At 32.4% G+C, this 13164-nt stretch carries 13 protein-coding genes; all 13 read left to right on the forward strand.

The window, feature by feature from the left end; translation table 11 throughout:
• The first annotated feature begins 3 nt into the window (after window positions 1-3).
• The 13 genes from KCG49_RS04930 to KCG49_RS04990 all read left to right on the forward strand — a co-directional run bounded on the left by KCG49_RS04930 (window position 4) and on the right by KCG49_RS04990 (window position 13160).
• Entirely contained in the window at window positions 4-855 is an 852-nt protein-coding gene (locus KCG49_RS04930; protein ID WP_218545087.1) for a class I SAM-dependent methyltransferase, read from the forward strand.
• Window positions 856-2130 (forward strand): ABC transporter ATP-binding protein, encoded by a 1275-nt coding sequence (locus KCG49_RS04935; RefSeq protein ID WP_218545088.1) that lies wholly within the window; start codon window positions 856-858, stop codon window positions 2128-2130.
• A gap of 19 nt (window positions 2131-2149) precedes the next feature.
• Window positions 2150-3403 (forward strand): glycosyltransferase family protein, encoded by a 1254-nt coding sequence (locus KCG49_RS04940; protein WP_256259869.1) that lies wholly within the window; start codon window positions 2150-2152, stop codon window positions 3401-3403.
• Window positions 3404-3470: 67 nt separating this feature from the next.
• Window positions 3471-3989 (forward strand): methyltransferase domain-containing protein, encoded by a 519-nt coding sequence (locus KCG49_RS04945; protein ID WP_218545089.1) that lies wholly within the window; start codon window positions 3471-3473, stop codon window positions 3987-3989.
• Window positions 3986-5080 (forward strand): glycosyltransferase family 2 protein, encoded by a 1095-nt coding sequence (locus KCG49_RS04950; RefSeq protein WP_218545090.1) that lies wholly within the window; start codon window positions 3986-3988, stop codon window positions 5078-5080. Before KCG49_RS04945 ends, KCG49_RS04950 begins: the two co-directional genes overlap by 4 nt.
• Window positions 5080-5895, forward strand: a complete 816-nt coding sequence (locus KCG49_RS04955; protein WP_256259870.1) for a polysaccharide pyruvyl transferase family protein — start codon at window positions 5080-5082, stop codon at window positions 5893-5895. The genes KCG49_RS04950 and KCG49_RS04955 overlap by 1 nt, the downstream gene beginning before the upstream one ends.
• A 134-nt stretch (window positions 5896-6029) precedes the next feature.
• The gene (locus KCG49_RS04960; protein ID WP_218545091.1) at window positions 6030-6770 is read left to right on the forward strand and encodes an FkbM family methyltransferase; all 741 of its coding nucleotides are present in this window, start codon (window positions 6030-6032) and stop codon (window positions 6768-6770) included.
• 6 nt (window positions 6771-6776) lie between these two features.
• Window positions 6777-7448: an acylneuraminate cytidylyltransferase family protein gene (locus KCG49_RS04965; protein WP_218545092.1), complete on the forward strand. Its 672-nt coding sequence runs from the start codon at window positions 6777-6779 to the stop codon at window positions 7446-7448.
• Between the two features lie 48 nt (window positions 7449-7496).
• Window positions 7497-8540 (forward strand): N-acetylneuraminate synthase family protein, encoded by a 1044-nt coding sequence (locus tag KCG49_RS04970; RefSeq protein ID WP_218545093.1) that lies wholly within the window; start codon window positions 7497-7499, stop codon window positions 8538-8540.
• Window positions 8540-9199 (forward strand): TylF/MycF/NovP-related O-methyltransferase, encoded by a 660-nt coding sequence (locus KCG49_RS04975; protein ID WP_218545094.1) that lies wholly within the window; start codon window positions 8540-8542, stop codon window positions 9197-9199. Before KCG49_RS04970 ends, KCG49_RS04975 begins: the two co-directional genes overlap by 1 nt.
• Window position 9200: 1 nt before the next feature.
• The gene (gene neuC, locus KCG49_RS04980; RefSeq protein ID WP_218545095.1) at window positions 9201-10322 is read left to right on the forward strand and encodes a UDP-N-acetylglucosamine 2-epimerase; all 1122 of its coding nucleotides are present in this window, start codon (window positions 9201-9203) and stop codon (window positions 10320-10322) included.
• The gene (locus tag KCG49_RS04985; RefSeq protein WP_218545096.1) at window positions 10309-11703 is read left to right on the forward strand and encodes a CDP-glycerol glycerophosphotransferase family protein; all 1395 of its coding nucleotides are present in this window, start codon (window positions 10309-10311) and stop codon (window positions 11701-11703) included. Before neuC ends, KCG49_RS04985 begins: the two co-directional genes overlap by 14 nt.
• 23 nt (window positions 11704-11726) lie before the next feature.
• Window positions 11727-13160: an MBOAT family O-acyltransferase gene (locus KCG49_RS04990; protein ID WP_218545097.1), complete on the forward strand. Its 1434-nt coding sequence runs from the start codon at window positions 11727-11729 to the stop codon at window positions 13158-13160.
• Window positions 13161-13164 lie beyond the last annotated feature (4 nt).

The following is a 13164-nucleotide window of genomic DNA, read 5'->3' on the forward strand; positions in this document are numbered from 1 at the left end:
GTAATGCAAAAAGAAGCAAACATAGAGCAGAACAAATCGCATTACGATAACCAGTATCAGAGAATAAATATTGATAGAATTGCAGATGTATTAAATAATCGCGATAGTTATTTAGAGGGAGCGACCAAAACAGATATAAGCTGGGTTGGGATGTATTATGGTAACTTAGAACAAAGGCTGTCAGGAAAGAAAGTTTTAGAGCTTGGTTGTGGTGACTGTTTTAATGTTGCAATAATGGCATCTTTGGGGGCTAAGGTCTATGCCAATGATATTTCTGATAGGAGTGGAGAAATAATAAAAGCGCTTAATAAAAGGTTTGAATTCAATTACCCTATTGATTTTATTTCAGGAGATATAACACACGCTAATTTTACTGAACATAATTTTGACTATGTTATAGGTAAAGCTTTTCTCCATCACTTAACACTTCAGCATGAGGAGCAAGTTTTAAAAGTTAGCAGTTCAATCCTAAAGGCAACAGGCGAAGCTCGTTTTTTTGAACCAGCTATTAATAGTAAATTATTGGATGAAATAAGATGGGCAATACCAATTAAAGATCGCCCATCCAAGTTATTTAGTCCTAAAAAGTTTAAGCAATGGGAGGAAAGTGATCCGCATCCCCATAGAGATAATTCTTCTAAGCATTTTAAAACTATGGGGGCAAACTATTTTGATGAAATCTCTATTATACCCTTGGGTGTACTAGAGCGATTTTACAGATTAATGCCCAGTACAAAAGATAAGAATGGCGCTTTTAAACGTAGAGCACTGAAATTAGAAAAGTACCTCCCTGGTTTTATGAGGTACACAGGAGCAAGAAGTCAAACAATTATCTATAAGAAACCCAAGGGATAAATGAACGACATAATATTAAAAGTTGAAAATATTTCTAAGCAATACCGATTAGGCCTTATTGGCACAGGTACATTGCGACACGATTTAAACAGATGGTGGTATAAAATAAGAGGGAAGGAAGATCCTTTTTTACAAGTTGGCGAAGTTAACGATCGTTCAGTAAAGGGCGAGAGTGATTATGTTTGGGCATTGCAAGACATTAATTTTGAAGTTGAGAAAGGTGAGGTATTGGGTATTGTCGGAAAAAATGGAGCAGGTAAATCTACATTGCTAAAAATTTTATCGAGAGTAACGGCACCTACACAAGGTGAGGTGAAAACCAAAGGTGATATAGCTTCATTACTAGAGGTTGGTACAGGATTTCATCCAGAAATGACAGGACGGGAGAATATCTTCTTAAACGGAGCTATCCTTGGGATGACCAAAAAGGAAATTAAGCAAAAACTCGAACAGATTATTGCCTTTAGTGGCTGTGCACGATATATTGATACGCCAGTAAAAAGATATAGTATTGGCATGCGAGTGAGATTGGCGTTTTCTGTCGCCGCATTTTTAGAGCCAGATATTCTAGTTGTTGATGAAGTCTTAGCTGTAGGCGATGCTGAATTTCAAAAGAAAGCCATAGGAAAAATGCAGGATATAAGTCAAGGAGAAGGTAGAACAGTATTGTTTGTAAGCCATGATATGACATCGATTGAAGCCTTATGTTCTAGAGTGATTGTTTTACAAAATGGAAAAATTGCACTAATAGATACGCCTCAGAAAGCCATTGAATTTTATTTAAAATCGGATCAAACAGATGATGAAATTAACTACGTTAATGTTAGGGGAGATAAGCAATTTTATATAAAAAAGATTACGATTAATGGTGGACATAATCGAAACAATATAGTTAAGTCTGGTAGTTCTATAAAAATGAAATTTGAACTCAATAAAGGCTTGTTGCCAGAGGAGTTAAAAAAAATTGCCTTTTATCTAATTATAAAAAACGAATTGCAATCCCCTGTATTAACTCTTTCTAATATGTATGACTCCAGTTTTGAATATTCAAAAATAGCCACTAGATATTTAGAGTGCGAAATTAAAGGTATTAATCTCACTGAAGGTAGATATTCTGTTACAACTTGGTTAACGTTTAATAACGCTTTGTCTAATCAAATCAACGACGCATTTGTGTTTGAGGTTATTCAAACAGATTTTTATAAAACAGGGAAAATGCCAAGCCCAAGAGAACATGGGTATATGTTATTAAATCAAAATTGGAGTTGTTCTTAAATATAATTTCATTTATAAGATGAAAAAAATTTTAGTGGTCGTAGAATCTATTAATGTAAATGATAGCAGTGCTAGTAAAGGAAGGGTTGCACTAATTAAGAACTTAAAAAAATGTAATTACGACATTAAGGTATATCACTACACGAGAAAAGATATTTCTATACAAGGCATTCCGTGTGTAGCTATAAAAGAAAAAAAAGTAACATTCTTGGCCATAGTCAATAAACTTCAGCTTATTTTTTACAAACTCACTAAGATTAGACTTAGTAAATATTATGAGATGCTAACGGGCTTTTCATTTTCTTTTTTAAATGATGCGAAGAGCATAAAAGCTGCTCTTAAGAACGAAAAAGATTTTAATCCAGATTTTGTGTTAACATTAAGTAAAGCAGCAAGTTTTACTGCTCATAAGGCTATTCTTGGAATACCGAAATGGCATTCAAAATGGTTGGCTTACGTACATGATCCTTATCCATTCCATTTTTATCCAAGACCATACAACTGGGTTGAGCCTGGTTATCATAAAAAGCAAGAATTTTTTAGGGAAGTGTCTAAAAAATCTGCCCATGGTGTCTTTCCAAGTCAACTATTAAAAGAATGGATGGGTAGTTACTACCCTGATTTTTTAGAACGTGGTATTGTTATACCGCATCAAATACAAGATGAAGAGGTAACCAATAAAGTATTACCAAATTATTTTAGCAAAGAAGGATTTACTATTTTACATGCTGGCAATTTAATGTTACCTCGTAATCCAAAAGGTTTAATAGAAGGCTATAAAGAATTTTTAAAAAATAATAAAGAAGCAAAAAAAGATACTCAACTACTTTTTATAGGATCAAATGAAGCTTTTAATGAATACTTAAACCACGAAAAGAATAATTTAGAACAATTATATGTAAGTAAGGGTTATGTACAATATAATGAGGTGCAGATTATGCAAATGAATGCTTCTATAAATGTTATATTGGAAGCTAAAGCCGAAATTAGTCCGTTTTTACCGGGAAAATTTCCACATTGTATTAAAGCAGATAAACCAATTTTGCATTTAGGCCCACAAATGAGTGAAACATCTAGACTTTTAGGTGAGGATTACAAATACAAATCACAAATAGATGATACTCAAAAAATAGCTCAACATATTGAAGAGCTCTACCAAAAATGGAAAAATGATAAGTATAATCACCTTAACAGACCTGACTTAGTTGATTATTTATCAATAAAAAATTTAAAAACCGTTATGAATTCTTTGTCCTCAGATGCAAGTAGCTAAAATCAGAAATAAAGTAAAGCACTTATATAACAAATACAGAAAGATTGTTATTACAAGATTTCATAGTATGAGGGGCACATCAGACAAGAACAGATGGAGTAAGAAAAAATCTTTATTTGAATCTTGGGATGAACGCACGCAGCTTTTAGCAAATGAGGTGCAACCAAATAGTAGGGTGATTGAGTTTGGAGCTGCACGTTTAGTTTTAGAAAAGATGTTACCAGAAGGATGTACTTATTATAACTCTGACATAGTTAAGAGAGATAATAGCACAATTGTGTTAGATTTAAATATAGAATTACCAGTAATCGAAAGTGTAGATTATGTAATATTTAGTGGAGTATTGGAATATATATATAAAGTCGAAAGACTTTTAAAGCACCTTTCATCTTATACAGACTGCATAGTTTTTTCTTATGCGACTACAGATATGTTTCCTGATAATAAAGTTAGACATTACAACGGATGGGTAAGTGATTTAAGTCTAGAACAAATAAAGAGTATAGGAACAGATTTAGGTTGGTATTGTGAGATTATTGGAACATGGAAAAATCAAACACTATTTAAATTTAGTAAAGGTTTATGAATTCTAAGTACACTATAATTTTTGCTTACAGAAACAGAGATTCTGAACGTGTAAAGTTGTCCTTAGAATCGTTGAGTAAACAAACCAATCTTAATTTTGAAGTTATTTTCGTTGATTATGGAAGTGATGAAAACTATGCAAAAGAAATTTATACCGTTGTTAATTCATTTCGTTTTGTATTATACCATTATATTTCACATTCTGGACTTCTGTGGAATAAATCCAAAGCACTTAATTATGGAATTAGCAATGCAAAAAATGAATATATATTATTAGCGGATGTCGATGTTTTATTCGCTTCAAATTTTGTCGAGACACTTAATGATTATAAAGACTCAGACAGTTTTACATTATTTAAAATTAATTATTTAGCTCAGGCTGTTCAATCATCTGATATTATAGAAAAACCTTTAGATAAATTAAAAATTTCGCATAGTGGAGATACCTTTGGCATAGGTTTATTCCCCAAGAAAGCTTTAGAAAGAGTTAGAGGATTGGATACTTTTTTCCATTTTTATGGATCCGAAGATGAGGATTTAAACTCAAGATTAGAAACGGCAGGTTACAAACAGAAAAGATGTAATGTTCCACTGCTATGGCATCAATGGCATCCTACATACAACACGGAGAAGGAAATTTTAACCATAAACCCAAGATTATCTAATGTAAGGAGAATCAATCAGCGCCATTTTTTATGGCAAAAAGAAGAACGTACCATTATTCCTAGTGATTCAGAAAATTGGGGAAAAGTATTTTTCAAAACAGATTTAGATATTCTTAATCGTCCTACAAGTTCAGTAACAATAGTAAACATTGAAGCTCATGTCATTCATTTTCTTAGACTTATTTTACCTTCATTGACAAATCATGTAGTTAAAGTGGTTTTTCTACAAGATGATTATTACAAATCTTTGAAGTATAAATTAAAACATACATTAAATAAAGAGTCGCAACGCTATATTTCAATTAAGCAAGTGAACGACCTTATACTAGAAGAGATTATTTTTAAGTACAAAGATTATAATTATAAGTATGAAGTAGCTAAAAACCTAGAAACTATAATATTTACTATTGATCTAAATTCGAATTAATGAAAGGTAAAATAAGATTGTTCTGGTGGAGTGAGGTCTTTTTGATGAATAAATCAAAAGAAAATTATGGTGATTTATTAGGTGCTCATTTAGTTGAAAAGATTTCAAAAAAAAAGGTCGAATTCACAAACCCGAAAAAACATAACCTTAAAGATTTATGGAGCCCAATTTATGTGACTATTGGTAGTATTCTAATGCACATAAACAAAAAATGCATTGTCTGGGGAAGTGGTATAATTAAAAATAATCAGCCAATTAAGCCAGCAAGATTTCTTGCTGTTAGAGGACCAGAAACAAGACGTGCATTAATACAGCAAGGGTACAATGTACCAGAAGTATATGGAGATCCCGCTCTATTGTTACCAAAATACTTTAGTCCTAAAGTTAAAAAAAAATACAAGCTAGGGATTATACCTCATTATGTAGATTATCAATCAACTCTAGGTATGTACAAGAATAAAGAGGACATTTGTATTATAGATTTAATGACTAATGATATCGAAAAGACCACTACAGAAATTTTAGAGTGTGAACGAATAATTTCCTCATCCCTACATGGTCTAATTGTTCCTCATGCATATCAAATACCTGCCGTTTGGGTACGTTTTTCAGATAAGTTGTTTGGTGATGATATAAAATTTAAAGACTATTTTGCATCAGTTGAAATTCCTTATTATGAAGTAGATAAGCAAAATAAACCCCTGACCAGCCATGAAATAGATGGACTATTTAAAGATGTGACTGTGCTTCCCAAAGCGGATATAATAACTATGCTACAAGAAGGGTTGTTAAATTCGTGTCCTTTTATAGATTGATTTACTAAAATTCTGTTTCCGCACTATTTTAAAATGAATTCAATACATAAGCTAAATTTAGGTAATTTGCAGTAATAAAATGTCTCGTAGAAATTAATGAAACATCATTAAGACATTACAATTGAATTTAAAGAATGAAACCAAAAAAAATTCTTAAAAATACGTTTAAAACTCTTGGTTATGACCTTGTCCGTTTAGATGGTGGCCTTGGATACGGAAGTGCTGAAAACGAACTTTTAAAATTGATAAAGGAGGCCAATGTTGACTTAATATTAGATATAGGAGCAAATAAAGGACAATTTGGTAAGGCCATGTTTAATTTTGGTTACTCTGGTAGAATACTATCTTTTGAGCCATTGACTAAGATGTACAAAGTGTTAGTTGAAGAATCAAAAAAATATTCAAATTGGTCTGTGTACGAGCAATGCGCAATAGGAGACAAAGAAACCGTAACAACGATAAACATCTCCAATCTGGTTGGTAACAGTTCTGTTTTACCAATAAAATCAACAAAATATAATGTAGGCAATAGCCATTACATTGAAAAGGAAGACGTAAAGCAAATAACCCTTACAACTTTAAATGAAAATAAGAACGTAACTAATGCGGAGAATATCTTTATAAAAATGGATGTTCAAGGTTTTGAGCATTATATATTAAACACCCTAAAAGATGTTAATTACAATATTGTTGGGTTTTATATTGAGATGTCCTTAGTAAAACTGTATGATGGACAAGAAGACTATTTATACATCTGTAATTTGCTAAAGAAATTAGGCTATGATTTGGTTTATATAATTCCAGAAAGCATAAGAAACCAAAGAATGATTCAGTGCAATGGTGTTTTTTTACATAATTCATTAAGCTATAAATAATAAAAATTGAGTAAGACATTAACCATTATTCCTGCGAGAAGAGGTTCTAAAAGAATTCCAAGAAAGAATTTAAGAAAACTAAACGGCCTTTCACTTATTGAGCATAGTATTATCTATGCGCAGAACAATATAGAGTATACTCAACACATATGTATCTCAACAGACGATTCAGAAATATTAAAAGTTGCAAAAAAATATAATGTAGATGTAGTAAAAAGGCCTAAGGAACTTTCAGGAGACTTGGCAACAACAGTTTCTGCTATAAAGCATGTGCTTCAAACATTAGATAATAATTACGAAAACGTGGTTCTTTTACAACCTACAAACCCTTTAAGGCCCAAAAATTTATTAAAGGAGGCCTATGGAATATATAGTAAATCAAAAAGTGATAGTTTAATTACCGTAAGTAAAAATGATAAAAAACTGGGCAAAATCACAGATGGTAAGTATATTCCCTATAGTTATAAAATGGGGCAACGTAGTCAGGACATAGATCCTTTGTATTTTGAAAATGGACTTCTGTATATTACCAAAGCATCATTAATTTTAGAAGATAAAATACTTAGTGATAGCAACATTGCATTTATAGTTGACCACCCATATTCGTTAGTAGATATTGATGAAGAAGATGATTTTAAGTTCGCAGAGTTCGTGTTAAATAATTACCCTAATGAGTAAATCTATAACAAAACGTATTATTTTTCGAATTAGAAGATATAGAAGAAAATGAATAATCCTTTTATCACAATAGCTGGCCGTAAAATTGGTGCTGACTATTCACCTTTAGTTATTGCCGAAATAGGCATTAATCATGAAGGTTCTTTAAAAGTTGCCAAAGAAATGGTGGACGCAGCGAAAAGAGCAGGAGTTGAGGTTGTAAAACACCAAACCCATATTGTTGAAGATGAAATGAGTCCAGCGGCAAAAAAAGTTATACCTGGAAACGCTAAAGTGTCCATATACGAAATAATGGAGCGTTGTGCGCTCAATGAAAAAGACGAAAGAGCACTAAAGGTATATGTAGAAGAAAAAGGTATGATTTTTATCTCTACTCCTTTTTCGAGAGCGGCAGCCAATAGATTACAGGCTATGAATGTTGAAGCCTACAAAATTGGCTCAGGCGAATGTAATAATTATCCCTTGTTGGAGCACATTGCCTCCTTTGGAAAGCCTATTATTTTAAGTACGGGAATGAATACAATAGAAAGTGTTAAGAAAGCAGTATCTATATTTAATGCTCGTAGCGTTCCTGTAGCTTTGTTGCATACTACAAATTTGTATCCAACACCTTCACATTTAGTACGTTTTGGTGCTATGCAAGAACTGCATAGGGCTTTTCCAGATAAAGTATTTGGCTTAAGCGATCACACTTTAAATAATAATGCTTGTTTGGGAGCCGTTGCTCTAGGTGCTTCAATTTTAGAACGGCATTTTACAGATCATAAAAAACGTACTGGTCCAGACATTGTCTGTAGTATGGATGAAAACGATTGTAAATTACTTATTGAAGGAAGCAAAGAGATATGGCAAATGAGAGGAGGGACAAAAGCCCCCGCAAAAGAAGAGAAAGTAACCATTGATTTTGCCTTTGCCACAGTTTGCAGTATCAGTGATATTAAAAAAGGAGAGAAGTTAACAAATGACAATATTTGGGTTAAACGGCCTGGTACGGGTAAGATATTGGCAGAGCACTATAAAAATGTTTTAGGTAAAACAGCTATTAAGAATATTAAAACAGGTACACATCTGGACTATAGCGATTTTGAGTAATGAAGAAACTATATCAATTAGAGAAGAAATTTGAATACGAAAATGGGTTTTATGCTACAGCTGACCCTTCAAGATTCAGTAAATTTATAACGCATTTAGAACTCTTTAGACAAACCAGTAATATTCGAGGTGAAATTATGGAGTTCGGTATTTTTAAAGGCAACTCTTTCTTTAGATGGGTGAAATTTAGAGATTTGTTAGAACAGACGGCGAGCAGAAAAATTATCGGTTTCGATATTTTTGGTGATTTTCCTGAAGCAAACTTCAAAGATGACAAAGAAAAGAGAGATGCCTTTGTAGCAGAAACCAATGGAGGTAAAAGTATTTCTTATGAAGAGATAACTGATTTGTTGGCCAAACAAAACCTCAATAAAAATATTGAAATAATAAAAGGAGATATATTGATTACCTTAGACCAATACCTCAATAAAAATCCTCACTTAAAGTTGTCTCTTCTTCATATTGACGTAGATTTGTACGAACCTTCCAAGTTAATTCTAGAAAAATTGTACAGTAGAGTCACTAAAGGTGGAATTATTATTTTAGATGATTATGGTGCTTTTGCTGGCACAAATAAAGCTGTTGACGATTTTTTTGAAAATAAAGTCGAAGTAAGGAAGTTACCGTATTCTCATGCTATTTCATACATAGTTAAGTAAGATGAAAAAAATAGTATTTCTTACTGGGACTAGAGCTGATTTTGGAAAGTTGAAGCCTTTAATGGCTATTCTTCAAGACAATACATCTTTTATACCTCATATATTTGTTACGGGCATGCACTTACAAACATTGTATGGCTATACCCTGATTGAAATCCAAAAAAGTGGATTCAAAAATATTCATGAGTTCAAGAATCATGGTAAGGATATACCGATGGATCTTACCTTGGCAAAGACAATTGAAGGGTTTTCCCAGTATATTAACCAACTAAAACCAGACTTAATAGTAGTACACGGTGACCGTGTAGAAGCACTAGCTGGTGCTATAGTTGGTTCTCTTAACAATATATTGGTTGCACATATTGAAGGCGGTGAGGTATCGGGTACTATTGATGAGTTATTGAGGCATGCTACTAGCAAGATGAGTCATATACATTTTGTGTCTAACGATTTGGCGAAAAAAAGACTTTTGCAAATGGGAGAGATGCCAGAATCTGTTTTCACAATAGGCTCTCCTGATATAGACATTATGTTTTCTGATAACCTTCCATCACTAAAAATAGCCAAAACATATTACGACATAGAATTTAAGGATTATGCTATAGCCATGTTTCATCCAGTCACTACTGAGATGGATTCTTTAGATGAACAAATTTCTAATTATATCCAGGCTCTGACAAAGAGTGGTGATAATTACGTTGTGATATATCCCAATAATGATATGGGTAGTAATATAATATTGAAAGCCTTCGAGGTTATAAAAACCAATCCGAGGTTTAGAGTTTTTCCTTCCCTTAGGTTTGAGTATTTCTTAGTTCTTTTAAAATATTCTAAATACATTATTGGCAATAGTAGTGCGGGTATTAGGGAAGCTCCTTATTACGGAGTGCCAACAATAAATATTGGCACACGTCAGCGTAACAGAAGCCTAAATAAAAATATAATCAATATAAAAAGTGAAGAAGGTTTGATTATAGAATCCATAAAAAAGATAAAATGTCAGTCTAATGAAGCTATTGGTAAATTTGGAAAGGGCAATAGTGCTAAACTGTTCTTAAAATCATTAGAAACCAAGGCTTTTTGGAGAATTAATCATCAAAAACAGTTCGTTGACAAAAACTAAACCTAAAATATTCGTAGTTATTTCAGATGGTGTAAGCCTGCGTAATTTTGTATATTCAAACTTTTATCATCTTGCCGATAAAAGGGGATATGATGTTTACTTCTTAAATACTACTGTATTTGAATTAAGTGAATTGGGTTTAAATGAAATTAGAATCAATTCAAAAACTCACCCAATAACTAACATTTTGAAAAATGTTAGAAAGCATATTGAATTAAGACGTTTTAAAAAACGCTTCAAAGATAATATTTATTTAGAATACCTTTTTCCTCTTCCCTTTAAAGGAATTAAAAATAGTATTAAAAGCAGTGCCACCAAGCTATTGGTAGCTATGCTTAACAGTGAAATTGGTCTGGTTAAAGTTCGTAGATGGATTAAGAATTTAGAATCTAAAACCCAGACCCACAAAGATTGTCTCAAAATCTTTAAAGAGTATCAGCCTATTTTGGTGTACAACACAAGTCAAAGAGCTGTTTCATCAATAGCTTTAGTACAAGCAGCAAAACAGATGAAAATTCCCACTCTAGGGTTTATTTACTCATGGGACAATCTGCCAAAAGCAACTTTAGACGTAGAAACTGATTATTACCACGTGTGGAGTGAGCATATGAAAGCTGAACTCTTAAGATATCATAATTTCATTGGAGAAGACAAAATCACCGTTACTGGCACACCTCAATTTGAACCTCATTTTAATAAAGAAAAACTATTATCTAGAGAAGATTTTATTGCAAATTACAGACTCAACCCCAATGTGGATTATATTTGTTTCAGTGGTGATGATATTACAACATCTCCCAAAGATCCAATATATTTGAGAGATTTAGCAGAAGCTGTTAAGCAATTAAATAATGAAGGAAAAAATATCGAAATAATATTTAGACGGTGTCCTGTTGATATTTCAGATAGGTACAATTCCGTAATTAAGGAGTATGGTACTATCATCCATGCTATAGAGCCTGTTTGGAAACCACTTGGTAAAGTTTGGGATGCTATTTTACCAGCAGAGGAGGATGCTTTATTGTTGGCCAATATAGCAAAACATTGCAAGCTTGTTGTTAATTTGGGATCTTCAATGGTTTTTGATTTTGCTGCTCATAATAAACCGTGTGCTTATTTTAACTATAATTATTTAAATCCAGGCAATACTGAAGAGAAAGGCGTTTTTGTGTACGATTATATTCATTTTAAGTCAATGCCATCTCAAAGTGCAGTATTTTGGATCGACTCAAAAAAGGAATTTAGGGAAGTTCTTTTAAAAGCACTTCAAAGTCCAAAAACTCAAGTTGACTCGGCAAAGCAATGGTTTAAAAAGATAAATCAATACCCTTTTGAAAAAGCTTCTGATAGGATTTTGGAAGACATCTCAAATCATTTATAAGACGAGAAAGTAACAGAAGATATATGCTATTTAATACGTTTACTTTTTTTCTGTTTTTTATCACTGTTTTTTTTCTGTATTGGTTCTTGCTTAAGAAACGTAGAGTTTCACAAAATATATTGTTATTAATTGCTAGTTATGTTTTTTATGGCTGGTGGGATTGGCGTTTTTTATCTCTAATAGTAATTAGTACAATAGTTGATTTTGCAATAGGGAAACTCATATTTAATACTACCGATAAAAAAAGACGAAAAGTACTTTTGGTAATAAGTTTACTGGTAAACCTAGGGTTTTTAGGCTTCTTTAAGTATTACAACTTCTTTATAGAAAATTGGATTCTGGCTTGGGAATCTTTCGGAATTTCCATGAATTTGTCTTCACTACAAATAATTTTACCTGTAGGTATTTCATTTTATACATTTCAGACGCTTAGTTATACCATAGATATTTATCGTAAAAAGATTGAACCAACCGATAGTATTTTAAGCTTTGCAACATTTGTGGCTTTTTTTCCGCAGTTAGTTGCAGGTCCCATAGAAAGGGCTCAGCATTTACTGCCTCAGTTTTTAAGAGAAAGAAAGTTCTCTTACAAACATGCACTTTCTGGGATACATATTTTTATTTGGGGCCTATTTAAAAAAGTTGTTATAGCAGATACATGCGCTACCTATGTAGATGTCATCTTTCAAGACTACGGATCCATGAGTACACTAACTTTGATGTTGGGCGCAGTTTATTTTGCATTTCAGATTTATGGTGATTTCTCAGGATACTCAGACATGGCTATTGGTTTGGCTAGAATGCTTGGTTTTGACCTAATGCAAAACTTTAAGTACCCTTATTTTGCCAGAGATATTGCTGAATTTTGGAGAAGATGGCATATATCACTAACCACGTGGTTTAGAGATTATCTTTATATACCCTTAGGTGGTAGTAGAACAACCTTGGCATTACAAGTAAGAAATGTGTTTATCATCTTTTTGGTCAGTGGCTTCTGGCACGGTGCAAATTGGACATTTATTGCTTGGGGATTTTTAAATGCAATTTATTTTTTACCATTACTTTTGTTAAAAAGAAATAGAGTTAACAAAGACAATATAGAAATTGTTAATGTTGGTCAAGGTATTAAAACTGGCTTTAAAATTCTTGCCACCTTTACAATTACTTGCTTTAGTTGGGTTTTCTTTAGGGCTGATAATATACAACATGCCCTTGATTATATAATGAGAATGGTATCCAATAAGAATTTTGGCATTCAATTTTTAAGTATTGAAAGATATAACATAGAATTGATCGCAATCTTAGGGGTATTTATAGCGATAGAATGGTTTCACAGAAAACATGAGCATCCATTTACAGGTAAGTTCTATTTAGCGAAAATAATTCTCATCCTGTTTTTGACTATTGTACTAGGTGTGTTTTCTAATCACGAAGACTTTATTTATTTTCAATTTTAGTATG

The organism is Winogradskyella luteola, assembly GCF_019203985.1.
GTDB classification, from domain to species: Bacteria; Bacteroidota; Bacteroidia; order Flavobacteriales; family Flavobacteriaceae; genus Winogradskyella; species Winogradskyella luteola.

Bases quoted from the DNA above. Each gene is read 5' to 3' on its own strand.
- KCG49_RS04940 (WP_256259869.1), top strand. From the start codon at position 2,150: ATGAAAAAAATTTTAGTGGTCGTAGAATCTATTAATGTAAATGATAGC.
- KCG49_RS04975 (WP_218545094.1), top strand. From the start codon at position 8,540: ATGAAGAAACTATATCAATTAGAGAAGAAATTTGAATACGAAAATGGG.
- neuC (WP_218545095.1), top strand. From the start codon at position 9,201: ATGAAAAAAATAGTATTTCTTACTGGGACTAGAGCTGATTTTGGAAAG.
- KCG49_RS04935 (WP_218545088.1), top strand. From the start codon at position 856: ATGAACGACATAATATTAAAAGTTGAAAATATTTCTAAGCAATACCGA.
- KCG49_RS04955 (WP_256259870.1), top strand. From the start codon at position 5,080: ATGAAAGGTAAAATAAGATTGTTCTGGTGGAGTGAGGTCTTTTTGATG.
- KCG49_RS04970 (WP_218545093.1), top strand. From the start codon at position 7,497: ATGAATAATCCTTTTATCACAATAGCTGGCCGTAAAATTGGTGCTGAC.
- KCG49_RS04930 (WP_218545087.1), top strand. From the start codon at position 4: ATGCAAAAAGAAGCAAACATAGAGCAGAACAAATCGCATTACGATAAC.
- KCG49_RS04950 (WP_218545090.1), top strand. From the start codon at position 3,986: ATGAATTCTAAGTACACTATAATTTTTGCTTACAGAAACAGAGATTCT.
- KCG49_RS04945 (WP_218545089.1), top strand. From the start codon at position 3,471: ATGAGGGGCACATCAGACAAGAACAGATGGAGTAAGAAAAAATCTTTA.
- KCG49_RS04960 (WP_218545091.1), top strand. From the start codon at position 6,030: ATGAAACCAAAAAAAATTCTTAAAAATACGTTTAAAACTCTTGGTTAT.
- KCG49_RS04990 (WP_218545097.1), top strand. From the start codon at position 11,727: ATGCTATTTAATACGTTTACTTTTTTTCTGTTTTTTATCACTGTTTTT.